Source organism: Arthrobacter sp. P1_H7, assembly GCF_056405215.1.
Map to the genome: position 1 here is coordinate 127,900 of NZ_JBFUCO010000006.1, position 22,291 is coordinate 150,190.

General features: G+C 66.8%; 19 protein-coding genes and 3 pseudogenes. 9 read left to right on the plus strand and 13 right to left on the minus strand.

Annotated elements, in window-relative coordinates; all coding sequences use genetic code 11:
* Positions 1-197: 197 nt before the first annotated feature.
* Positions 198-431: a hypothetical protein gene (locus AC1DXI_RS08520; RefSeq protein ID WP_476938217.1), complete on the plus strand. Its 234-nt coding sequence runs from the start codon at positions 198-200 to the stop codon at positions 429-431.
* Between the two features lie 181 nt (positions 432-612).
* Here AC1DXI_RS08520 and AC1DXI_RS08525 read toward each other — a convergent pair whose 3' ends face one another.
* From AC1DXI_RS08525 to AC1DXI_RS08535, 3 genes and pseudogenes are all read right to left on the minus strand, one after another.
* Positions 613-882, minus strand: a complete 270-nt coding sequence (locus AC1DXI_RS08525; protein ID WP_476938218.1) for a hypothetical protein — start codon at positions 880-882, stop codon at positions 613-615.
* A 496-nt stretch (positions 883-1,378) separates the two neighbouring features.
* Positions 1,379-2,149 (minus strand): annotated as a pseudogene (gene htpX / locus AC1DXI_RS08530) (zinc metalloprotease HtpX); the annotation flags it as partial.
* A gap of 70 nt (positions 2,150-2,219) precedes the next feature.
* Entirely contained in the window at positions 2,220-3,491 is a 1,272-nt protein-coding gene (locus tag AC1DXI_RS08535) for an MFS transporter (protein WP_476938219.1), read from the minus strand.
* 102 nt (positions 3,492-3,593) lie between these two features.
* Between AC1DXI_RS08535 and AC1DXI_RS08540 the strand changes: the two genes are divergently transcribed.
* The 3 genes from AC1DXI_RS08540 to AC1DXI_RS08550 all read left to right on the plus strand — a co-directional run bounded on the left by AC1DXI_RS08540 (position 3,594) and on the right by AC1DXI_RS08550 (position 6,437).
* Positions 3,594-4,061 (plus strand): Fur family transcriptional regulator, encoded by a 468-nt coding sequence (locus AC1DXI_RS08540; protein WP_476938220.1) that lies wholly within the window; start codon positions 3,594-3,596, stop codon positions 4,059-4,061.
* 22 nt (positions 4,062-4,083) lie between these two features.
* On the plus strand, positions 4,084-5,583 hold the full coding sequence (locus tag AC1DXI_RS08545) for a catalase (RefSeq protein WP_476938221.1): 1,500 nt from the start codon (positions 4,084-4,086) through the stop codon (positions 5,581-5,583).
* A 203-nt stretch (positions 5,584-5,786) separates the two neighbouring features.
* Entirely contained in the window at positions 5,787-6,437 is a 651-nt protein-coding gene (locus tag AC1DXI_RS08550; protein WP_476938222.1) for a DUF2461 domain-containing protein, read from the plus strand.
* An 8-nt stretch (positions 6,438-6,445) separates the two neighbouring features.
* Here AC1DXI_RS08550 and AC1DXI_RS08555 read toward each other — a convergent pair whose 3' ends face one another.
* The 7 genes and pseudogenes from AC1DXI_RS08555 to AC1DXI_RS08585 all read right to left on the minus strand — a co-directional run bounded on the left by AC1DXI_RS08555 (position 6,446) and on the right by AC1DXI_RS08585 (position 14,996).
* On the minus strand, positions 6,446-7,051 hold the full coding sequence (locus AC1DXI_RS08555) for a TetR/AcrR family transcriptional regulator (protein ID WP_476938223.1): 606 nt from the start codon (positions 7,049-7,051) through the stop codon (positions 6,446-6,448).
* Between the two features lie 126 nt (positions 7,052-7,177).
* Positions 7,178-8,749 carry an amino acid permease gene (locus tag AC1DXI_RS08560; protein ID WP_476938224.1) on the minus strand — a complete coding sequence of 524 codons (1,572 nt, stop codon included), beginning with the start codon at positions 8,747-8,749 and terminating at the stop codon, positions 7,178-7,180.
* A gap of 174 nt (positions 8,750-8,923) precedes the next feature.
* A complete protein-coding gene (locus AC1DXI_RS08565; RefSeq protein ID WP_476938225.1) occupies positions 8,924-9,334 on the minus strand; it encodes a DUF779 domain-containing protein in 411 nt (136 codons plus the stop codon).
* Positions 9,335-9,350: 16 nt separating this feature from the next.
* Complete coding sequence (gene adhP / locus AC1DXI_RS08570; RefSeq protein ID WP_476938331.1) at positions 9,351-10,361, minus strand: alcohol dehydrogenase AdhP; 1,011 nt, start codon at positions 10,359-10,361, stop codon at positions 9,351-9,353.
* A 130-nt stretch (positions 10,362-10,491) separates the two neighbouring features.
* A pseudogene (locus AC1DXI_RS08575) lies at positions 10,492-11,910 on the minus strand (aldehyde dehydrogenase family protein); the annotation flags it as partial.
* A 145-nt stretch (positions 11,911-12,055) separates the two neighbouring features.
* Positions 12,056-13,435, minus strand: a complete 1,380-nt coding sequence (locus AC1DXI_RS08580) for a GAF domain-containing protein (RefSeq protein ID WP_476938226.1) — start codon at positions 13,433-13,435, stop codon at positions 12,056-12,058.
* Between the two features lie 115 nt (positions 13,436-13,550).
* Positions 13,551-14,996, minus strand: a complete 1,446-nt coding sequence (locus AC1DXI_RS08585; protein ID WP_476938227.1) for an FAD-dependent oxidoreductase — start codon at positions 14,994-14,996, stop codon at positions 13,551-13,553.
* Between the two features lie 121 nt (positions 14,997-15,117).
* Between AC1DXI_RS08585 and rarD the strand changes: the two genes are divergently transcribed.
* The 4 genes from rarD (at position 15,118) to AC1DXI_RS08605 (ending at position 19,068) form a co-directional block, all read left to right on the plus strand.
* Positions 15,118-16,152 (plus strand): EamA family transporter RarD, encoded by a 1,035-nt coding sequence (rarD, locus tag AC1DXI_RS08590; protein ID WP_476938332.1) that lies wholly within the window; start codon positions 15,118-15,120, stop codon positions 16,150-16,152.
* Positions 16,153-16,242: 90 nt separating this feature from the next.
* Entirely contained in the window at positions 16,243-16,647 is a 405-nt protein-coding gene (locus AC1DXI_RS08595; protein ID WP_476938228.1) for a DUF7793 family protein, read from the plus strand.
* The gene (locus AC1DXI_RS08600; RefSeq protein ID WP_476938229.1) at positions 16,634-18,166 is read left to right on the plus strand and encodes a putative bifunctional diguanylate cyclase/phosphodiesterase; all 1,533 of its coding nucleotides are present in this window, start codon (positions 16,634-16,636) and stop codon (positions 18,164-18,166) included. Before AC1DXI_RS08595 ends, AC1DXI_RS08600 begins: the two co-directional genes overlap by 14 nt.
* 71 nt (positions 18,167-18,237) lie before the next feature.
* Positions 18,238-19,068: a class I SAM-dependent methyltransferase gene (locus AC1DXI_RS08605; protein ID WP_476938230.1), complete on the plus strand. Its 831-nt coding sequence runs from the start codon at positions 18,238-18,240 to the stop codon at positions 19,066-19,068.
* On the opposite strand, the gene AC1DXI_RS08610 is transcribed toward AC1DXI_RS08605, so the two are convergent.
* Positions 19,035-19,907 carry a universal stress protein gene (locus AC1DXI_RS08610; protein ID WP_476938231.1) on the minus strand — a complete coding sequence of 291 codons (873 nt, stop codon included), beginning with the start codon at positions 19,905-19,907 and terminating at the stop codon, positions 19,035-19,037. The two genes, AC1DXI_RS08605 and AC1DXI_RS08610, sit on opposite strands and share 34 nt — an antisense overlap.
* A 129-nt stretch (positions 19,908-20,036) precedes the next feature.
* Positions 20,037-20,450: a hypothetical protein gene (locus AC1DXI_RS08615; RefSeq protein WP_476938232.1), complete on the minus strand. Its 414-nt coding sequence runs from the start codon at positions 20,448-20,450 to the stop codon at positions 20,037-20,039.
* 65 nt (positions 20,451-20,515) lie between these two features.
* Between AC1DXI_RS08615 and AC1DXI_RS08620 the strand changes: the two are divergent.
* Positions 20,516-20,821 (plus strand): annotated as a pseudogene (locus AC1DXI_RS08620) (hypothetical protein); the annotation flags it as partial.
* Between the two features lie 105 nt (positions 20,822-20,926).
* On the opposite strand, the gene gabT reads toward AC1DXI_RS08620, so the two are convergent.
* Complete coding sequence (gene gabT, locus AC1DXI_RS08625) at positions 20,927-22,291, minus strand: 4-aminobutyrate--2-oxoglutarate transaminase (RefSeq protein ID WP_028276688.1); 1,365 nt, start codon at positions 22,289-22,291, stop codon at positions 20,927-20,929.

The window sequence follows — 22,291 nt, forward strand, 5'->3', positions numbered from 1 at the left end:
GACAGGAGGTGCGGGGAACCGTGCCAGCATTGAAACGATCGTTCTTCCGTAAAGCGGCGGCAGCTGCCGCCCTTTCCGTTGCCCTGGGAGCAGGAGCGCTCACCGCGGCGGCCCCGGCGAGCGCCGCGACCTGTCCAACGGAATTCAATTGGTGCCCCTCGTCATGTGCAGAAACTACCGCGAGTTGCACAGCCGGCGTGTCCACCGTGTACGTCACCGCAGGAACAATCCTGGGGGCGAACAAGTACGGCTGGCCCAAGGGCACCAAGCTGGAATACCGCTGGTTCTTGAACGGCGAGATCTTCGCGGGCGGCTGGCATGAAACCACCAAGGCATGGGAAGGCAAAGGCGATAAGTACGTCGTCCGCGTCAAGGGCACATTGAACGGCAAGGTCAGCTACCGGTTCAGCCGGACGTACGTCGTCCGTTAACCTCCAAGCACAGAGAACCCCCGCCAGTCTTTGCGACTGGCGGGGGTTTCTTGTTTGGCTGTCTAGTCGTCCGCGTCGGCCGGCGTGACGAAGCCGTAGGCCGCGTCATCCGCGATCTGCTGCTCCAAGTCTTGCTACCTTCTTAGCTACTGGGAACGTTTGGCAATAGTCTCAAAACCCGCTAGGAAGTCTTCGACTTATCGGCGGGCGCAAAGTAAATTCTGCCATCCGGCCCCGGGTTGGTGGTTGGGAACTGGTTGAACCGGGTGCCCTGAACTTCGCGCCAACCGATTGGTGACAGTTCCTTCAACACCTGCCAAAGGTCGCTGCCCTCCTTCTTCATTACAAGGAGCACGCCCGAGCCCTCCACAACATGGTAGGCAAAGCGCTGGCCCTCTTTGTCCGTGAACTGGCCATTTTTACCCTGCGCATCCACATATGAAACCGACATAAGTCTCCCTTTTGAACTTTCCGAGTCGATCATTTTGCGCCCGGGCACATCAATAATCCTAAGCAACTAAGGCATGGAACACGCATTCTTGGGAAGCGCCATGACAACGCCATTAGCTCCATCACGCCCGCTACGAGGAGCTAGAGCCTGACTACGAGTTCCTGGAACCCGCCGCCCACTGCACGTGTTCATGCCATTAGGCGGCAGACGCAAAGAAGCCCCGTCAGCTACCCCTCTGGGGGGTCTTCTCGCGTCTAGCCGGGCGCCTCAGTCCGCAGGAAGTCCGCAAGAGGTCCGCAAGGGGCCATTCTCGTGCCGTCACAGCCAACCCCAAAAGGGCCGGTATCTTGCGCCAGTCAGCGCCAGTCAACATCATCCAACCAGTAGCGGGCAGTTCGTGAACTTCCGCAGCTAGCGGCCCGCCCGCGGCGCAAAATTCCGCACGATGCGCAAAAGGGCTGGCGACACCGGTATTCCGGTGTCGCCAGCCCGTTTACGGATTGGCGATCATCATGTGCGAGGCGTTGACCAGCCGCTGATCCTGCGGCAGCGGGGCCAGCTGCACGCCCTGCTCGATCTTGCGCAGGGCGGAGGCGAGCGCCAGCGGATCTCCGGTCAGCGACGAGCCGTCCTCGTCGGCGTCGTACTCCCGTGTACGCGAGATGGCCATCTGGATCAGGGACGCGGCGAACGGGGCCAGCAGCGCCATGGCGATGGCGGCGAACGGGTTCGCATTGCGGCGGTCCCCGCCGCCGAACAGCAGCATCATCTGCGCCACCGAGGTGATGACGCCGGCGACGGCGGCGGCCACCGACGCCGTCAGGATGTCCCGGTTGTAGACGTGCATCAGTTCATGGCCGAGGACGCCGCGCAGTTCGCGGGCATCCAGCAGCCGCATGATGCCTTCGGTGCAACAGACGGCCGCGTTCTGCGGGTTCCGGCCGGTGGCGAAGGCATTCGGCGCCATGGTGGGCGAGACGTAGATGCGCGGCATCGGCTGGTTGGCCCGGCCGGACAGCTCCCGGACGATCTGGTACAGCTGGGGCGCCTCGGCCTCCGTGACGGKGTAGGCCTGCATGGCACGGATGGCGAGCTTGTCGCTGTTCCAGTACCCGTAGGCCGTGGTGGCGACGCCGATCAGGGCCATGATCCAGATCGGCGCGGCACTGCGGGTCCCCGCGGCGATGAACGCACCCAGGCCCAGCAGGACCGCCCACAGTACGCCGAACAGCGCCGCGGTCTTCAGTCCGTTGTGATGCTTGTGCACTGGTCCTCCTGATCCGTGTACTGCAAGCTGATGCCCTGTATTTTGCTGACCTACCAAGGAAAACGAACCGCTACGGTACCGGGTTCCGCGCGTCGTACCGCAAGAATCCGCACTGCTGGCGGGCCAATGTCCAGGCCACGGCTATGCACAACATGCCGCCGAGCAGCAGGACCCAGCCCTCGTTCAAAAGTTTAGTCGCGCCGCCTGCCAGCATGTCCCCGATCCGGGGTCCGCCGGCAACCACCACCACAAACACGCCCTGCAGCCGCCCGCGCAGGTGGTCCGGGGTGGAGGCCTGCAGGATGGTGGTCCGGAAGACTGCGCTCACGGAATCCGCGATGCCGGCCAGCGCGCAGCACAGGGCGGCGGGCAAAAGCCATACACCCACGCCGTCGTCGCCGGAATGACCGGCCAGGACCACCACCAGGCCGAAGGCCGCCACCGAGCCGCCCCAGCCCATCACGGACCACACCACCGCGGCGCCCTGCCGGCGGACGCCGCCCAGCGGCCCCGAGAACAGGCCGGCCAGGAACGCCCCGACGGCCATCGAGGCCAACAGGATCCCCACCGTGGCCTCACCGCCGCCGATCATCAACGCGCCGATGGCCGGCAGGAGCGCCCGGGGCTGGGCAAAGACCATGGCCACGAGGTCGATCACGAACGTCATGCGGAGGTTGGGCCGGGTGCCCAGGAAACGGAACCCCTCCACCACGGAACGCAGCCCGGCCGGCCTGGCGTGCTCGCCCGGCGGCATGGAAGGCAGTTTCAGGAGGGCCCAGAATGCAAACGCAAAGCTGACGACGTCGATCGTGTACGTCCAGCCGAACCCGACGGACGCCACGAGCACGCCGGCCAGCAGCGGGCCGGCGGTCATGGTCAGCCCGAAAATCATCATGCTCAGGGCGTTCGCCGCCGGCAGCAACTCCTTGCGCACCAGCACCGGGATGATGGCGCTGCGGGCCGGCTGGTTGATGGCCTGGGCACCGCTCTGCACCGCCACGAGCGCATAGAGCAGCCACACGTTGCCCAGCTGCAGCCATGCCTGGAGGGCCAGCGCGGCGGTGGTCAGCCAGAGGACGGACGAGGCCAGGAGGGCTACCGTGCGGCGGTCATGGGCGTCGGCGATCGAACCGCCCAGGAGGCCTGCAAAGACCAGCGGCACCAGGGCGAAGAGGCTCAGCAGCCCCACGTAGAGGCTGTCCTGGGTCAGCCGGTAGACCTCCAGGCTGACCGCCACCAGGGTCAGCTGGCTGCCCAGGGCGGAGACGGCGGACCCCAGCCACAGACGGCGGAAGGCCGGACTTTCACGCAACGGCGTAATGTCCGCCAACAATGTCCCCACCGGGCAACTCTAGTGTCGAAGCGGGAGTGCCTCGTGACACGGCCGGACATTATTAGCCCCACCTTATTGTGAGGCAGTCATAATAAGTGCTTGAATGAGGGTATGACGGATTCCTCGGGCACCCACGACGCATGGGCAGCTGCCCTGCGTGCCCACGGCCGCCGGGTTACCAAGCAGCGCCTGGCCGTGCTGGCCGCCGTCGAACATCACCCGCATTCGCCGGCGGAGGCAATCCTTGCCGCCGCCCGGCAGGAATTGCCGGACCTGACCGCCCAGTCGGTCTATGTGGTCCTCGGTGATCTCACCGATCTGCACATGTTGCGCCGTTTTGAGCCCCCGCACTCGCCCGCACTGTACGAGACACGGGTCGGGGACAACCACCACCATGCCGTGTGCATCAGCTGCGGCCGGGTGGAGGACGTCGAATGCGCCGTGGGCCACGCGCCCTGCCTGACCCCGCACTGGAGCCCGGACGCCAAGCCGATGACCATCCAGATCGCGGACGTGCTGTACCAGGGCATCTGCCAGGACTGCCAGCGCACCCAACAGCTTCCCTCCGAACGAAACTAAGAAACCCAACCCAAGGAGAACTATGACTGAGATCATCTCTGCGCCCGCCGTGTCCACGACACAGTCCGGGGCTCCCGTCACTTCCGACGCCCACTCCAAGTCCGTCGGCGCCGACGGCGCGATCATCCTGACCGATCACTACCTGATCGAGAAGCTCGCGCAGTTCAACCGCGAGCGCGTCCCGGAGCGCGTCGTGCACGCCAAGGGCGGTGGCGCCTTCGGTACCTTCAAGACCACAGAGGACGTCTCGAAGTACACCAAGGCCGCACTGTTCCAGCCCGGTGTTGAGACGGACATGCTCATCCGCTTCTCCTCCGTTGCCGGCGAGGCAGGCTCCCCCGACACCTGGCGCGACCCCCGCGGTTTCGCCGTGAAGTTCTACACCACCGAGGGCAACTACGACCTCGTCGGCAACAACACTCCGGTGTTCTTCATCCGCGACGGCATCAAGTTCCCGGACTTCATCCACTCCCAGAAGCGCCTCCCCGGCAGCCACCTGCGCGACGCCGACATGCAGTGGGACTTCTGGACCCTCTCCCCCGAGTCCGCCCACCAGGTCACCTGGCTCATGGGTGACCGCGGCCTGCCGGCCTCCTGGCGTGAAATGCAGGGCTACGGCTCGCACACCTACCAGTGGATCAACGCCGAGGGCGAGCGGTTCTGGGTCAAGTACCACTTCAAGTCCAACCAGGGCGTCAAGTCCATGACCGGTGACGAGGCCGAGGCCCTCGCCGGCGCCGACGGCGACTTCTACATCCGCGACCTCCAGGAAAACATTGCCGCCGGCAACTTCCCCTCCTGGGACCTCCACGTCCAGGTCATGCCGTACGAGGACGCCAAGACGTACCGCTTCAACCCCTTCGACCTCACCAAGGTGTGGCCGCACGCGGACTACCCGCTGGTCAAGGTCGGCACCATGGAGCTGACCAAGAACCCGGAGAACTACTTCGCGCAGATCGAGCAGGCAACCTTCGCGCCGTCGAACTTCGTGCCCGGCATCGCCGCCTCCCCGGACAAGATGCTGCAGGCCCGCATCTTCTCCTACGCGGACGCGCACCGCTACCGCGTCGGCACCAACCACGCCCAGCTCCCGGTGAACCTGCCCAAGAGCCAGGTCAACAACTACAGCCAGGACGGCGCCGGGCGTTACCACTTCAACGCCCCGTCCGTTCCCGTGTACGCACCGAACTCCGTGGGCGGCCCGGCTGCCGTTGAGCCCGGCGTTGCAGGCGGCGGCTGGGAGAACGACGGCGAGCTCACGCTCTCCGCGCACTCCCTGCACGCCGAGGACGGCGACTTCGGCCAGGCCGGCACGCTGTACCGCGAGGTGTACAACGACGGCGAGAAGGCCCGCCTGCTGGAGACCGTCACCGGCGCCGTCAGCGGCGTCAAGAACGCCGACATCAAGGAACGCGCCATCCAGTACTGGACCAACGTCGACGCCGAATTCGGCGCCAAGCTGCGTGCCAACCTCGGTGCCGGCCAGGTTGAGTCCGACGCCGAGGCCGCCAACAAAGTCTGACAGCCGCGTCGAAGCCTGCCTGACCGCCGGCTTGGACGGCCGCTTTGGCGGCCGGCGACCGGCTTTCGGTAACCGGCCTTCAGCGACCGCTGGAGCCAACAGGACGCCCCGCCACGGATTTCCGTGGCGGGGCGTTTTGCCGTTATCCACATGGGTGCTCGTGCCCCTCGCCACCGTGTGCCGCGGCTCCGTAGGATTTGGGCATGACCGCATTCGCAGGCATTCCATTCGCAGGCATTCCAAGTGACGCCTTCCGGTTCTACGCCGATCTTGAACAGAACAACAACCGGGACTGGTGGCTGGAGCACAAGCCTGTCTACGATGCCGCGGTGAAGGGGCCGCTGACCCAGCTGCTGGCCGAGCTGGAGCCACGCTTCGGCCCGGCTAAACTCTTTCGCCCCAACCGGGATGTCCGGTTCTCGCCGGACAAGTCACCCTATAAGACCGCGCAGGGGGCCTTCGCGGCGGTGGACGAAGGCGTGGGCTTCTATATCCAGCTCAGCGCCGACGGCCTCCTGATCGGCGGCGGCTGCCACACGCAAACTCCGGCCCAGCTGGCACGCTTTCGCGGTGCCGTGGACGATCCCGACAGCGGCGATGCCCTGCAGGCGATCGTGCAGAAAGTCGAGGCGGCAGGGTTCGCGGTGGAGGGCGAACGGCTGAAGACGGTGCCGCGGGGCTTCGACAAGGACCATCCGAGGGCCGAGCTGCTCAAGCACAAATCCCTCACTGCCGGGGTCAACGTGGGCCAGCCCGGCTGGCTTGCCGGGCCCGGGGCGGTCGAGGAAATAGCACGGCGCTGGGAGGATCTGCGGCCCCTCGTGGAATGGGAGGGCCGCTACGCCGCTCCCTGAGGTTCAGCTCAGATGTGCTGGCCGTCGGTGGCGAGGCGCCTGTCGAGGTTGTTGAAGAAGACCAGCATCATCAGCTCAAAGGCCTTGCTGGCTTCCTCGGGCTGGTTGTTGACGACGAAGTCGAACTGCAGCCCGTAGAACGCGGCCGTGAACAGGCGGGCGTCGGTGTCGGCGAATTCCGGATGGATGCCCTGGATGACCAGCCAGTCCCGGGCCTTCTCGTGCAGCATCCGGAAGTGCTCCTGCGCTGTGCCGCGCGGCACCGCCGCCACAATGTCCTGCGCTGTGGCCTCAAATTCAAGCCTGGCCAGGTGCCGGTTGCGCTGCGCCATGGTCCACTGCCAGGACTCAAGCAGGAAGGCCCGCCACGCGTCCCGGTCGATGTCCCTGACGTCGGTGGCGCGGATGCTGTCGAGCCGGGATTCGATGCCGCGGATGATCTCGTTGATCAGCTGTTCGCGGTGCCCGAAGTGGTACACCAGGACGTAGCTGCTGACGCCCAGCCCGTCGGCAAGGCTCCGAAAGGTCAGCTCCGCCAGGGTCTTGTCCATGAGGTAGTCGAGAATTGCCGACAGCAACTCTGCTTTGCGTTCCGGTCTTGCTGGGCGGGCCATGTGTCCATCTTAGGGAGCGCCGCCCGACACGCCGAAGTCGCAGGAGCCGTGCGACTCCGCCGGAAATATCCAGCGAATCCGCACTGCTCCGGCGACTTCGATGTGGCGGGGCCGCTCGCTGCCCGGTCAGGCGCGGGTGAGCGCGTCCTCGTCGTCCTCCGCGGACTGTGCGGCCGGGTTGACGGCGCTTGCCGGGCCCGGGCCGTTCACCGAGGCGCGGGCCTCCGCGAACTTTTCGTTCAGCCGGGAGTGGCGCTGGCCGTACGCGAAGTAGATCGCAATACCGATCACGAGCCAGATGGCGAAGAAGATCCAGGTCTCCACGGCCAGGTTCGTCATGAGGTACAGGCACAGGACGGCGGAGACGATCGGGAGCACCTTGCCGAACGGGACACGGAAGGCCGGCTTCAGGTCCGGGCGCTTCTTGCGCAGCACCAGGATGCCGAGGCTCACCATGACGAAGGCGGACAGGGTCCCGATGTTGATCATTTCCTCGAGCAGGTCCACGTTGGTCAGGCCGGCGACGAGTGCCACTCCGGCACCGCAGATGATCTGCAGGCGGGCCGGCGTCGAACGAATGGTGCTGGTCTTGGACAGGGAGCGCGGCAGCAGCCCGTCGCGGCTCATCGCGAGGACCACGCGGGAGAGGCCCATGAGGAGCACCATGATCACGGTGGTGAGGCCCACGAGGGAGCCGAAGGCGATGACCTTGGCGGCGTCGGTATTGCCGACGGCCTCGAACGCGGTGGTGAGCGTCGGGTTCTTGGCCTCGGCCAGCTGGGTGTAGGACACCATGCCGGTCAGGGCCAGGGACACCAGGATGTAGAGCACGGTGACGATTGCCAGGCCGCCGAAGATGCCGCGGGGCAGCGTCTTCTGCGGGTTCTTGACCTCTTCGGCCGAGGTGGCGACGACGTCGAAGCCGATGAAGGCGAAGAAGACCAGGGCGGCGCCGGCGAAGATCCCGAGGGTTCCGTACTGGGCCGGGGCCGCGCCGGTCAGGAAGCCGAAGAAGGACTGCTTGAGGACATCCGCGGTTCCGGTGCCTCCGGTCGGCTCGGAGGCCGGGACGAACGGGGCGTAGTTCTCGAACTTCACGTACGTGAAGCCGACGACGATCACGAAGAGGACCACTGCGATTTTGATGAGCGTGAAGATGTTGCCGACACGGGCGGAAAGCTTGGTCCCCAGGACCAGCAGCACGGTGAAGATGGCAACAATCAGGAAGGCGCCCCAGTAGAGGTCCACGCCGCCCAGGGAAATCGACGGCGGGATGTCCACGCCCATGAGCGCAAAGACTTTGCTGAGGTAGATGCCCCAGTACTTCGCGATCACGGCGCCGGCCGTGAAGAGTTCGAGGATCAGGTTCCAGCCGATGATCCACGCCAGGATCTCACCCATGGTCGCGTACGTGAAGACGTAGGCGGAGCCTGCCACCGGGATGGCCGTGGCGAACTCGGCGTAGCACATGATGGCGAGCGCGCAGGTGACGGCAGCAATCGCGAAGGAGATGGTGACGGCGGGGCCGGCGAAGTTCGCGGCGGCCTTGGCACCGACCGAGAAGATCCCGGCGCCCACGGCTACCGCGACCCCCATGATCATGAGGTCCCACGTGCTTAGCGAGCGCTTCAGCTTGCGTCCGGGTTCATCGGCGTCGGACATGGACTGCTCGATGGATTTGGTCCGGAAAAGGTTCATTAGGAAAGTCCGCAATCTCGATAACTGGTTTGGAAACAGACCTATCCATTGTAGTGTCCATCCACTGGACGGCCATTTTTATCCCACATAGTGAGACGCAAAAGCGGGCCGTGCGGGTTTCCCCTGCACGGCCCGCTTGCGCGCAGCTGCTCCGTATCAGAGCATCCGGGCCGCCTAGACCGGCCAGTTTTCCATCAGCGTCGAGCGGATCAGGAACCGCTTGCCTTCCGGCGCTTCCACCGAGAAACCGCTCCCCCGGCCAGGAACGACGTCGACGGTCAGGTGCGTGTGGCTCCAGTAGTTGAACTGCTCCCGGGACATCCAGAATTCCAGCGGCTGGGGCCGCAGCCCGTCGGAAATGTCGAACAGGCCGAGCAATACGTCCGAGTCCCCCGTGATGAACTCCCCGGCGGGATAGCACATTGGCGAGGAACCGTCGCAGCAGCCGCCGGACTGATGGAACATCAGCGGTCCGTGCTGCACCCACATTTTGAGCAGCAGTTCCACCGCCTCCGGGGTCAGAGCCACCCGGGAGAAGTCCTCCCCGGGGAGGGTCACGGCGGCGTCGAGCTTTGTCACTGGCATCAGAGTCCGTCCTTCATTAGTACTTGATGACCACACGGCCGTCGATCTTGGCATGCTTCATCTCGTCGAGGACGGCATTGACTTCGGAGAGTTCCCTCGTGGACACAGTGGGGTGGATCTTGCCCTGGGCGTAAAACTCGAGCGCTTCCTCCAGGTCCTGCCGGGTGCCCACGATGGAGCCGCGGACCGTCAGGCCCTTGAGCACAATCTCGAAGATCGGCGCCGGGAAGTCCCCCGGCGGCAGGCCGTTGAACACGATCGTTCCGCCGCGCCGCGCCATCCCGATGGCCTGCCCGAATGCTGACGGGTGCACTGCCGTGACCAGGACTCCATGGCAACCTCCGGTTTCGCGCTGGATGACTTCGGCCGGATCCTCGTGCAGGGCGTTAACGGTCAGCTCGGCGCCGTGTTTCTTGGCCAGGGCGAGCTTGTCATCGGCGATGTCCACCGCCGCAACCCGCAGCCCCATCGCCACGGCGTACTGGACAGCGATATGGCCGAGTCCGCCGATGCCGGAGATGGTGACCCACTGGCCGGGCCGGGCCTCGGTCATCTTCAGGCCCTTGTAGACGGTCACGCCGGCGCAGAGCACCGGAGCCACCTCGACGGGGTCCGAGCCGGCCGGGATCCTGGCCGCGAAGCGGGTGTCTACCAGCATGTACTCGCCAAAGGAGCCGTCGACGCTGTAGCCGGCGTTCTGCTGCGCCTCGCACAGAGTTTCCCAGCCCGTCCGGCAGTACTGGCAGTCGCCGCAGGCTGACCAGAGCCACGCATTGCCGACGAGGTCGCCGACGGCCAGGTCCGTGACGCCCTCACCGAGGGCGACGACCTCACCGACGCCTTCGTGGCCGGGAATGAACGGCGGGGACGGCTTGACCGGCCAGTCTCCCTCCGCGGCGTGCAGGTCGGTGTGGCAGACCCCGGTGGTCAGCACCTTGACCAGTGCCTCACCGCGGCCCGGCACGGGAACGGGGAGGGTCTGGATCTGGAGATCCTTGCCGAATTCGGTAACTACCGCGGCTTGCATTGTCGTCGTCGTCATTGTCGTCGTCATAGCGAAATCCTTGCGTCATCAAACTTGGGTGTGGCTTAAGGGCATGTGCAGTGAGCCGGCGTCCCTCCGTGTAGGTGCACAAGTGGTGCGGGCGGGGCGGATCCTTGTACCCGCCGAACGCGGCCCCCGCCGGGTAGGCGTGGTAGTTGTTGACCCACACGCGGCCGGCCTGGATCTCGCGGCCTGCGCGGTAGGCAACGTTGCCATTGCGGGACCAGACGCCGGCGCCGAGGCCGTACAGGGTGTCGTTCGCGATCCCCATGGCGTCGTTGTAGTCGCTGAAACGGGTCACGGAAACAACCGGGCCGAAGATTTCCTCCTGGAAAATCCGCATCTTGTTGTGGCCCTCGAAGATGGTCGGCTGGACGTAGTAGCCGCCGGCCAGGTCTCCGGGCATTTCGGCCCGGGCGCCGCCGGTGAGCACCTTGGCGCCCTCCTGCTTGCCGATGTCGATGTAGGAGAGGATCTTTTCCAACTGGTCGTTGGAGGCCTGGGCACCAAGCTGGGTGTCGGTGTCCAGCGGATTGCCCTGGATGATTTTCTCCACCCGCGCCACGGCGTCGGCCATGAAGGAATCGTAGATGTCTTCCTGGATCAGGGCGCGGGAGGGGCAGGTGCAGACTTCACCCTGGTTGAAGGCAAAGAGCGTGAAGCCCTCCTGGGCCTTGTCGTAGAACGCGTCATTGGTGTCCGCGACGTCGTTGAAGAAGATGTTCGGGCTCTTGCCGCCGAGCTCCAGCGTGACCGGAATCAGGTTCTGGCTGGCGTACTGGCTGATCAGGCGGCCCGTGGAGGTTTCACCGGTGAACGCGATCTTGCGGATGCGGGGGCTGGAGGCCAGCGGCTTGCCGGCCTCGACGCCGAAGCCGTTGACCACATTGAGGACACCGGCCGGCAGCAGGTCGCCAATGAGTTCCATCAGCACCAGGATCGAGGACGGCGTCTGCTCGGCCGGCTTCAGGACGACGGCGTTGCCGGCGGCGAGGGCCGGGGCGAGCTTCCAGACGGCCATCAGGATCGGGAAGTTCCAGGGGATGATCTGACCGACGACGCCGAGGGGCTCGTGGTAGTGGTAGGCGGTGGTGTCTTCGTCGAGCTGGGACAGCCGGCCTTCCTGCGCGCGGACGGCGGAGGCGAAGTAGCGGAAGTGGTCGGCGGCGAGCGGAATGTCGGCGTTGAGGGTTTCGCGGATCGGCTTGCCGTTGTCCCAGGATTCGGCGACGGCGAGCATCTCGAGGTTCTCATCGATCCGGTCGGCAATCTTGTTCAGGATCGCGGCGCGCTCGGCCACGGAGGTCTTGCCCCAGGACGGTGCGACCTTGTGGGCGGCGTCCAGCGCCAGTTCGATGTCCTCGGCGGTGCCGCGCGCCACCTCGCAGAAGGCCTTGCCGGTCACGGGGGTGATGTTCTCGAAGTACTGGCCCTTGACCGGGGCAACCCATTCGCCGCCGATCCAATTTTCGTAGCGGTCCTTGAAGGTGACCTTCGAGCCCTCGGTTCCGGGCTGGGCGTAAACAGTCATTGCTAGCTCCTTTGCTGTGCAAGATGGGGGGGCAGCAAGGCGCTTCCGGCCCCCGTTGCACCCAGCGTAGGCGCGCGAAGGTTGCAGTCAGGTTGCAACCGAAGTGAGCCAGGTCACTGGCGGGGCATTCGGCGGCCCGCGCCGGTCAGGCGCTCAGCTCCCTGTCCAGCCGTTCCAGGTCGGCGACGACGGCGGCGCGCTTGGGCGAGCGCGGTGCCAGCAGCTTCAGCGCGGCGCTGCGGACGTCGACGTCGTCCTTTGCTTCGGGCAGCGCGGCGTACTTCAGGAGCGATTCGGCGCTGCCGTCCGTCAGCAAGGCCTCGCGCATCAGCGCGGAGACCCTGTCCCGCAGCTCCACGATTCCGGGCGCCTCGGAGCGGGGCAGCACGGCGCCGCGGTAAATTTCCAGCGCTATCCGGTGGGCGCCGCGCTGCAGGCAGTCCAGCACCTGCCCGGCATCGGGAACCAGGTCCAGCGGCAGACGGTAAGGGCGTGATTGCGGGACGGCACCGGGGTTGAGCTGCTGAAGTACCTTGCGCAGCCGCACCATCTCCGCGCGCAGCGTCATGGTGGAGGCATCCCCGGTGTACAGGAGGGAGCAGAGCTCCTCGGCGTTCAGCCCCGCGGGGTGGGTGCTGAGCAGGGCCAGGATCTCGCTGTGCCGGGCGGACAGGGCCACGGTGCGCCCGTCGATGCTGAGCAGCGCCTGGTCGCGGCCGAGCAGCTGGAGGCTGTTGCGGTAGAGGCTGTTGGCGCCCGGGCCCCCGGCCGTTTTCGGCCCCGAGTTCCGCCGCCGGGACGGCGGGGACTGGTCCGCGGCAGCCAGCTGCAGCCGCTCCACCCGCAGATGCGCCTGGGCCGCGGCGACCGTGGCCTCTACGAGCGACAACGTATGCGGGGCCACGGCCGACTCGGTGCCGGTGATGTCCACGACCCCCAGCAGGGCACCGGAATCAGGATCGTGGAACGGCACCGCCGTACAGCTCCACGGATGCACGGAGCGCTTGTAGTGCTCGGCGCCGGAGATCTGGATTCCCCGGCCCAGGGCCAGCGCGGTGCCGGGGGCGCTGGTGCCGACTGTCGCTTCGGACCAGTCGGCGCCCGGGACGAACATCATGCCCTCGGCCCGGCGCCGCAGGGCGGCATCCCCTTCGACCCAGAGCAGCCTGCCGACCTCGTCCCCCACGGCTACCAGCATTCCGCTGTCGTGGCTGGGCAGGACCAGGAGCTTGTGGATCACGGGCATGATGGCGGCCAGCGGATGCTGGCGCCGGTATTCTTCGAGTTCCTCGCGGTCCATGGCCAGCGGCGCCTCGGGGTTGTCCGGGTTGGCGCGCAGCTGCGCCGAACGCCGCCACGACTCCTGGATCAGGCTGCTAAGCCCGGGCAGGCGCAGGTTCTCCGGGGAAACGAGCCCCTGCGAGTCGAGTTCCTCGTGCCCGGCGCTGGCATGCTGCTGGCGCAGCGCTGCGGTGACCCCGCCTGCCGGCGGGAACAGTGCTGCGGTATGGACCAGTTTCCTCATTGAACTCCCACCGGACGGGCTCGACGGCGTGCCAAAGGCCGCCTCGTCCGGCCCAGTCTAGTTCCGCGCGGGGCGTTTGGATACGCACCGGTCTGCCGCTTCAGGCGGTCACAGCCTATCCGCGGGAAATCTCGACCATGTCCTCGCGCGGCACCACCTTGATGCGCTCCCGTTCGATCCCGTTGGCGGACTCCGCCGCGGACCACTCGGCGCCGAGGGCGAGCTCGTGGGCATCGAGCTTGATCCACCCTTCCCACGTGGTGTACTCGATGCCGCGCTCCTGGAGCAGGTCGATGATGGCCTGCGGGTCCGGGTTCTGCGCCGGCGGAAGCGTCAGCCGGTCCTCCAGCAGGAAGCCGATGGTCTCCAGCGCGTCGCCCTTGGTGTGGCCGATCAGCCCGACGGGGCCGCGCTTGATCCAGCCCGTCGCGTAGATTCCGGGCACGGCGTTCCCCTCGGCGTCGAGCACGCGGCCGCCTTCATTCGGGACGACGCCGCGGCGGGCATCGTATTCCAGCTCATCCAGCGGCGACCCGTGGTAGCCGATCGCGCGGTAGACGGCCTGGACCGGGTAGTCGAGGAACTCACCGGTGCCCTTGACGTTCCCGGTGCCGTCCAGCTGCATGCGTTCGAACTTGATCCCGGCGACCTTGCCGGGGTTCGCGGCGTCGTCTGTTGTTCCATAGATTTCGACGGGACTGTGCAGGAAGTGCAGGTGGAGCCGGCGCGAGGACGGTTCCTCGGCCTCGGCGTGCTCCTCGACGAGCCAGTTCGTCAGGGTGTTGACCATGGTCCGGATCTGGTTGTTGCTGCGAATGGCCTCGTCCGAGGCCTCGTCGAATTCGAAGTCCTCCGGATACAGGACGATGTCCACGTCCTTGGCGTGGCTGAGTTCGCGCAGCTCCAGCGGCGTGAACTTCACCTGGGCCGGGCCGCGGCGGCCAAACACGTGGACGTCGGTGACCGGCGAATCCTTGAGCGCCCGGTAGACGTTGTCCGGGATTTCGGTGACCAGGAGTTCATCGGCGTGCTTGACCAGCATGCGGGCCACGTCAAGGGCCACGTTGCCGTTGCCGATCACCGCAATCTCCTTGGCCTCCAGCGGCCAGTCCCGCGGCACGTCCGGGTGGCCGTCGTACCAGGAGACGAAGTCGGCCCCGCCAAAGGAACCCTCCAGGCCGATCCCGGGAATATCCAGGTCCGCGTCCTTGATGGCGCCGGTGGAGAAGATGACGGCGTCATAGAACGCACGGAAGTCATGCAGCGTCAGGTCCCGGCCATAAGTGACGTTGCCGAGGAACCGGATGTCGCCGCGGTCCAGGACCTTGTGGAGCGCATTGACGATCCCCTTGATCCGCGGATGGTCAGGAGCCACCCCGTAGCGGATGAGGCCGTAGGGCGCCGGATATGCCTCGAAGAGGTCGATGCTGACCTGGAAGTCGCCGTCCTTGACCTCATTGGACTTCGTCAGGATGTCCGCGGCATAGACGCCTGCCGGGCCGGCGCCGACAATCGCGACACGGAGGGGACGAGAGGAGGTGGATTCGGCCGAGTTGGACACCGGGAGCCCTTCTGAGTCTTAGGGACAGCGCCAGTAGATACAGCGCACAGGCCCCTATTCTAAATGTGCCCCGCCCGCTCGTGCTCCGATTGGCAGGAATAGGCGCCGCGCAGGTGGTGTTATTGGTCTTGTGCCTAAGCCCGAAGGATCCTTCTCCCCCGCCCCACTGACAGCGCCGGCTGGCCCAGCCGTTGAAGCCGGGCCGGCGCCGGKCCGGCCGGCCGGMCCGGCACCGGTGGACAAGGACACGACGGCGGGAATCCTGTTCGGTATCGGCGCCTACGGGCTCTGGGGGCTGCTGCCCCTGTACTTCTACGTCCTGCATCCGGCCGGCGCGGTCGAAATCGTCGCCAACCGGGTGGTCTGGTCGCTCCTGTTCTGCGTCCTGCTCATCACCGTCACGCGGTCCTGGCGGGTCCTGGCTGCTGCTTTCCGGGACCGCACGGTAATTGGGCCGCTGTCCATCGCCGCTGCCCTGATCGCGGTGAACTGGCTGACGTACACCTACGGCGTGACCACCGGTCAGGCCGTCGAGGCCTCCCTGGGCTACTTCATCAACCCGCTGGTCTCCGTATTGCTGGGGGTCTTCGTCCTGAAGGAGAAGCTGCGGCCGCTCCAGTGGGCCGCCGTCGGCATCGGCTTCGTGGCCGTAGGGGTGCTGACGGTCTCCTACGGCAAGCTCCCCTGGATCGCACTGACGCTCGCGCTGAGCTTTGGCCTGTACGGATTCGTCAAGAAGCGCGTGGGCCCGCGGGCGGAGGCGATCACAAGCCTCACCGTGGAGACGATCGTGCTGGCGCCCGTAGCTGCCGCCACCATGATCTTCCTCGCGGTCAGCGGGGCGGCAACTCTGGCCGCACACGGTGCGGGACATTTCTGGCTGTTGGTGGCATCAGGCGTCATCACCGCGGTGCCGCTGCTGTTCTTCGGCGCGTCAGCCCGCCGACTGCCGATGACCACAATCGGCCTGCTGCAGTACTTCGCGCCCGTCCTGCAGTTCATTGTGGCGCTCGTGGTGTTCAAGGAAACCATGACACCGGACCGCTGGGCCGGTTTCGGCGTCGTCTGGCTGGCGCTGCTGGTACTGACCGTAGACATGCTGCACACGGCCCGGAAGAACTCCGTGACCCGGAAACGCGCCCGCGCCGCCGCCTAGCACCACTGCCCGGCGGGTTAGCGGCCTGCGCACGCCTGCCGCTGTGCGTTAGTGTCATCATGAATGGGACACGCTGGGCGAAATTGAGGATTGCTGGTGCCACAAGAGGATCGTGAAACTCCGGGCGGGCGCGACATCTCGTCCCTGGACTTCGACAGCAGCGGCATCTTGCGCCTTCAGTGGGCCCGCGGCGTTGTGATTGACGCCCCCAGCGCCCAGCTGGCCATGGATCGCGTTAATGAGTTGTGCGGCGGCCGGCCCACGCCGTTGCTGATCGACATGGCCACCACGGAGTCCGTCAGCCGGGCCGCCCGGGCCGTGTTCGCCAAACGCTGCGACGCCTCGGCCATCGCGCTCCTCGGTTCCTCCGCCGTGGACCGGGTCCTCGCCAACTTCTTCCTCGGCGTCAATTCCGCGCCGGTTCCCACACGCTTTTTCACCAACGGCGATGAGGCGGTCCGCTGGCTGACCTCGCAGGGCCATGACGGGGCGTGATGATGACCGCCGCCTCGAGGAACTCGTGGACGGCATCGTCGTACTGTCCTCGGGCGATCTGTCGAACCGGCTGTCGGTCTCACCGGCCCGGGACGGGATTGACGCAGTCACCACCGGCATCAACCTGCTGGCCGAAGAGCTCCAGAGCATGTACGAGGACCTGGAAGTCCGGGTCGCCGAGCGGACCGCGCTCCTTGAGGCGGCCAAGGCCGAACTCCGGCGCGTCATCAACACCGATGAGCTGACCGGCCTGGCCAGCCGCTCGCTGCTGCAGGAAAAAGTGGCCGAAGCCGTCGCCGGGGCCGGCGCGGGACGCCAGCCGGCGCTGATCCTGCTGGATCTTGATTCCTTCCGGCTCATCAACGACAGCCTCGGCCACGCCGCGGGGGATGCCGTGCTGCGCGAGACGGCTCTGCGGCTCAGCGCGGCGGCCGGACCCGGCCACGTGATCGCACGCCTCAGCGGCGATGAATTCGCGGTGCTCGTCGCGGACCAGGACACGGAGGCCGTGCTGCAGACCGCGGCCCGGCTCGGTGAATCACTGAAGGACAGAATCGTCGCCGGTGGAGTGGCGGTCGCCCTCACGGCCGGTACCGGTGTCCGGCTGGGGGAATCAGGCCTGCGGAGCGAGGAACTCATCCGCGATGCCGACATCGCCATGCACGAGGCCAAGAAACGCGGAAGGGACACCCTGCTGGTGTTTTCCGCGGCCATGCACGAGGCCGCCAAGCAGCGGGTCCACCAGGTGGCGGAGCTGCGGACGGCGCTGGCGATGGACCAGCTCGAGCTGGAGTACCAGCCCATCATGGACCTGCGCACCGGAGCGATTGCCGGTGCCGAGGCCCTGATCCGCTGGCGCCACCCCGCCCTGGGCCTGCTGGGCCCGGATACCTTCCTCGACGCCGCCGACGAGGCCGGGCTCACCGTGGAAATCGGCCACTGGGTGCTCCGGAACGCCATCGCGCAAACCGGCCGCTGGAAGTCCCATCCGGGGCTTCCAGCGGACTTCAGCACGCACATCAACCTCTCCCCCGCGGACCTGCACCACGTCGATCTGGCGCCCTACGTCGAAGGCCTCTTGACCGAGCACGGCGTCGATCCCTGCCATATCTCGATTGAGATCACCGAAACCGCGATCATGCGCGGCGGCCCGGAAGTGGCCGCCACCATGCAGTCGCTCAATGACCTCGGCGTCCGGATCGAGATCGACGACTTCGGCACCGGCTATTCCTCCATCAGCTACCTGCGCACGCTCCCTGCCGCGCAGGCGAAGATCGATAAGTCCCTGCTCGACGGGCTGACCACGGACCGGCAGCAGGAAACGTTCGTCGCCGCTATCCTGCAGCTGATCCATTCGGCCGGGCTGGGCGCCGTCGCGGAAGGCATCGAGGACAGGGAGCAAGCAGACAGGCTGCGGAAGCTGAACTGCGAATTCGGCCAGGGATACTTCTTCAGCCGGCCGCTCCCGGTGGCGGACATGACGGACCTGCTCGCGCACAGAAACGGCGCGGTCGCGTGAGCGGACCCGTTCCGGCGGGCACACGCAAAACGGGCGCACCCAAGACAGACACACCCAAGACAGGCACACGCGTGCACAGGGCGGCAGACACTATCCGGCTCGCAGCCAGGGTCGCCTCACTCTCCCTGCACCGTCCCAGCCGCCCGGACCGGCGCTGGGATGCCTTCTGGCGCGGCGTGTCACAGGGATCCCTCAGGGAACCGATCATCTGGGACGCCGCCCCGGGCGCCGGGAACGAAGAGATCCGGCACCACCTGCAGGTGATGGCCGGCGCGATGGACACCAGCCTTCCGGTGATCGATCTCGGCTGCGGGAACGGCACCATCACACGGCGGCTCACCGGCATCTTCCCCTCGGTTTTGGGCGTCGACGTCTCACCCCAGGCCGTGGCAGCGGCGCATTCTGCGCAGCCGCCGATCCCCGGCCTCAGTTTCCGGAGCCTGGATGCCACACAGCCGGCCGCGGCGGCTGCGCTGGCGCGCGAACTCGGCGACGCCAACGTTTTTGTCCGCGGCGTTCTCCATGTCCTCAGCCGGCGACGGCAGGCGCGCCTTGCAGGCTCCATCGAAGCGCTCCTTGGCACCCGGGGCAGGGTCTACCTCGTCGAGACGAACGTCCCGGGTGGCGCCCTAAGCTACCTGCGGGAACTGGGCGCCACCGGCAAGCGGATCCCGGGACCGCTCCGCCAGGCCATTGCCGCCCTGCCGAAACCGGGCCACTTCGGTGCCGGGCAACGCTCCCGCGTGTTTCCCCCGGACCGCTGGACCCTCATCGCGGAGGGACCCACCGTCCTGAAGACGGTGCCGATGGAGGCCGGTGGACCGCCCTGCAGCATTCCCGCGTACTGGGCGGTCCTGGCCCCGGGGACTCAGACCTCCGGGAAGGCATCCACCCGCTGGTAGTCGCGCGGGACCACCACCATCGGAACCGGAAGCGCCCTCAGCACCTTGAAAGCCGTGCTGCCAATGAACAGTTTGTGCTTCTCCGCCAGGCGGGAGGACCCGACGATCATGACCTCGCCGTCGTCCCACTCCAGGTCATCGATCGCTTCCTCGATCGTGCGGCCGTGGGCGACCTCCACGCTGACGTGGTGGCCCTCCGGCAGGCGGTGCGCGGCGGCAGCGAGGACGGTGTTGGCGTGGATGTGGGCGGCGTTGACGTTCTCCCCGCCGTCCCCCTCGACGTCCAGTTCCACGAGGGAAACCAGCCGAAGCGGCACGCCACGGCGCTCGGCGGATTCGATCGCGACGTCGATCGCCGCCTCCGCTCCGACGCGCTGGCCCACCGCGAGGGTCAGACGCGTGATGGCTTCGGTATGGCGGTAGCCGCGCGGCGCCAGGGCCACCGGAACCGGGGCAGCGTGCAGCAGGGCGTTGGCCACGTTGCCCACGGTATGGCGCTTGAACAGGCCGCTGCTGGCGGCACCCACCACGATCAAGCCGGCCCTGTACTCGAGAGCGGCCTCGATGAGGCCGGCCGCGAACGATTCTGCCTGTCGGACATGGAAGTGCGCCTCCAGCCCCTCGGGGACCAGGTCCATTCCCTGGCGTTCCGCTGAGCGGATCTGCTGCTCCGCGGCGCTGACCTGGTTTCCTTCCGGATTCATCGCCACATAGGGCGTGTGCCGATCCACCACATAGACCAGGTCGAGATGGGCTCCCTGTGCCCGAGCCATGGCTGAGGCCAAGGCAACGGCGTCCGCACCGCGTTCGGTGGGTGTATAGCCGACTACGTATCGCATGTATGAACCCCTTTTGGGTCTGGGGCAGATGCCAGCTGCGCCCCGGGGGTTCCGGGCGACGTCGGCCGGTCTGCGTTCCTGCAGTGGATAGGAACGACTCTAGTCCAGCGGGCCCTCAAAGGTGGTGACTTATGACCCTGAACAGCACAATCTTCCGGGCCTACGCTGGGGTGGTCGAGGGGAGCGCATCATGGACGCCATTCGCAACCGCAGGACCCGGTCGCGGACCGCGGGGCTGGGAACCCTGACGCTCCTGCTGGTCATGACAGCCTGCACGCCGCCGGCCCCGCAGCCCTCCGCCGGCAGCCAGCCGGCGTCGCAGTCCCCGACGGCCTCCGCCAGCCCGACCGCCACGCCGTCGCCGTCCGCAACCGGGGATGCCGACGAAACGGCACCGCCGCAACCGGGCGACAAAGTGATCTCCTCCACGGTCACCCACGACTGGTCGGTGCCGGGGCCGACCACCCCGTTCCACACCGACCATGAGAATCCCGTGCCCATCGCGGCGCCGCCGGCGGCGCCGCTGCCGACGCTGTCCGCCATCGGCGCGGGCCAGCACCCCTCCGATGCCCCGCCGTATGACCAGTTGAGCTTCCGGTTCGCCGGCGGGCATCCCGATGCCCGGCACGGGAACCATCCTCGAGGTGACGTTCCGCGGGGCCCAGGCGCACACCGCGGACGGCACGGCGAGCACCGTGACCAGTGCGCCGCCACCGGCAATCGGATACCAGGCACTCACCAGCTACGCGCCCGCCGGGGACTTCGAGGGCGTGCTGAGCTACGGAATCGGCGTCGGCCGTCCGATGGGCACCATTCCGGAGACCAAGGTGCGCGTCATTGAGGTGGAGAAGATTGAGCAGGGCCAGCACCTGTACGTGGTGGCGATCCAGCTGGACGCGACCGCCTGGAAGTAGGGCCGGGTGCGGGGCCGAAACAGAAATCAGGACGGAAACAGCGGAGGAGCCGCGGACCAGGTGTCCGCCCGGCAGCTCATTGGCCTTGGCTCATGGGGCCTAGGGCTAGGCGTTGGCCTTGATGGCCGCGGCCAGGACCCCGAGGCCGTCCAGCAGCAGCTCGTCGCTGATGACCAGCGGCGGCAGCAGCCGGATGACGTTGCCGTAGGTGCCGCAGGTGAGGATGATGACACCCTCCTTGAGGCAGGCTGCGGCGACGGCCTTGGTCAGCTCCGGGTTCGGCTCCTTGGAACCGGCCTGGACGAGTTCAATGGCCAGCATGGCGCCGCGGCCGCGGACGTCACCGATCACGGAACTGTCGGCAAGCTCAGCGGCGAGTTCGCGCAGCTTGCCGAGGGCAATCTCTTCGATGTGCTTGGCGCGGCCGTTGAGGTCGTACTGTTCCATCGAGCCGATCGAGGCCAGCGCTGCAGCGCACGCCACCGGGTTGCCGCCGTAGGTGCCGCCGAGGCCGCCCGGGTGGACGGCGTCGAGGAGGTCTGCGCGGCCCGTGATGGCGGAGAGCGGCATACCGCCGGCGATGCCCTTGGCCATGGTGATGATGTCCGGGACAACACCTTCGTGGTTCACGGCGAACCATTCGCCGGTGCGGCAGAAGCCGGACTGGACCTCGTCGGCGATGAACACGATGCCCTTGTCCTTGGCCCAGTCCGCCAGTGCGGGCAGGAACCCGTCGGCGGGGACAATGAAGCCGCCCTCGCCCTGGATGGGTTCGATGATGATCGCGGCAACCTGCTCGCCGCCAATCTGCTTCTCGATCATGGTGATGGCGCGCTTGGCGGCCTCGGCACCGGTGATCTCCGGGTTTTCCTCGCGGAACGGGTAGCTCATCGGCATGCGGTAGACCTCGGGCGCGAACGGGCCGAAGTTGGTCTTGTACGGCATGGCCTTGGCGGTCAGCGCCATGGTCAGGTTGGTGCGGCCGTGGTAGGCGTGGTCGAACGCGACGACGGCGTCCCGGCCGGTGGCCAGGCGGGCCACCTTGACGGCGTTTTCGACGGCCTCGGCGCCGGAATTGAACAGCACCGTGCGCTTTTCGTGGTCGCCCGGGGTGAGGCGGTTCAGCTGCTCGGCGACGGCCACATAGCCCTCGTACGGGGTGACCATGAAGCAGGTGTGGGTGAAGTGCTCCACGGCTTCCTTCACGGCGCCGACGACGGCGGGGTCCGAGGCGCCGACGCTCGTCACCGCGATGCCGGAGCCGAGGTCGATGAAGGAGTTGCCGTCGACGTCGTGGATGATGCCGCCGTCGGCGTCGGCCACGAAGACCGGGACGCTGGAGGCGACGCCGGCGGCGACCACGGCCTTGCGGCGCTCGGTCAGGGCGACGGACTTGGGCCCCGGGAAGTCGGCCTGGACGCGGCGTTTCTGTTCGAGCCGGTAGGTGATGTCATGTGCCGTGGTGGTCAT

What these genes read in the sequence shown, in the direction of transcription:
- AC1DXI_RS08610 (WP_476938231.1), bottom strand. Translation starts at nt 19,907, where the DNA reads ATGCGATACGTAGTCGGCTATACACCCACCGAACGCGGTGCGGACGCC.
- AC1DXI_RS08560 (WP_476938224.1), bottom strand. Translation starts at nt 8,749, where the DNA reads ATGAACCTTTTCCGGACCAAATCCATCGAGCAGTCCATGTCCGACGCC.
- AC1DXI_RS08545 (WP_476938221.1), top strand. Translation starts at nt 4,084, where the DNA reads ATGACTGAGATCATCTCTGCGCCCGCCGTGTCCACGACACAGTCCGGG.
- gabT (WP_028276688.1), bottom strand. Translation starts at nt 22,291, where the DNA reads ATGACCACCACGGCACATGACATCACCTACCGGCTCGAACAGAAACGC.
- AC1DXI_RS08540 (WP_476938220.1), top strand. Translation starts at nt 3,594, where the DNA reads ATGACGGATTCCTCGGGCACCCACGACGCATGGGCAGCTGCCCTGCGT.
- AC1DXI_RS08580 (WP_476938226.1), bottom strand. Translation starts at nt 13,435, where the DNA reads ATGAGGAAACTGGTCCATACCGCAGCACTGTTCCCGCCGGCAGGCGGG.
- AC1DXI_RS08555 (WP_476938223.1), bottom strand. Translation starts at nt 7,051, where the DNA reads ATGGCCCGCCCAGCAAGACCGGAACGCAAAGCAGAGTTGCTGTCGGCA.
- adhP (WP_476938331.1), bottom strand. Translation starts at nt 10,361, where the DNA reads ATGCAAGCCGCGGTAGTTACCGAATTCGGCAAGGATCTCCAGATCCAG.
- AC1DXI_RS08525 (WP_476938218.1), bottom strand. Translation starts at nt 882, where the DNA reads ATGTCGGTTTCATATGTGGATGCGCAGGGTAAAAATGGCCAGTTCACG.
- AC1DXI_RS08565 (WP_476938225.1), bottom strand. Translation starts at nt 9,334, where the DNA reads ATGCCAGTGACAAAGCTCGACGCCGCCGTGACCCTCCCCGGGGAGGAC.
- AC1DXI_RS08600 (WP_476938229.1), top strand. Translation starts at nt 16,634, where the DNA reads ATGACGGGGCGTGATGATGACCGCCGCCTCGAGGAACTCGTGGACGGC.
- AC1DXI_RS08615 (WP_476938232.1), bottom strand. Translation starts at nt 20,450, where the DNA reads ATGGCGGACAGCGTCGGCAGCGGCGCCGCCGGCGGCGCCGCGATGGGC.
- AC1DXI_RS08550 (WP_476938222.1), top strand. Translation starts at nt 5,787, where the DNA reads ATGACCGCATTCGCAGGCATTCCATTCGCAGGCATTCCAAGTGACGCC.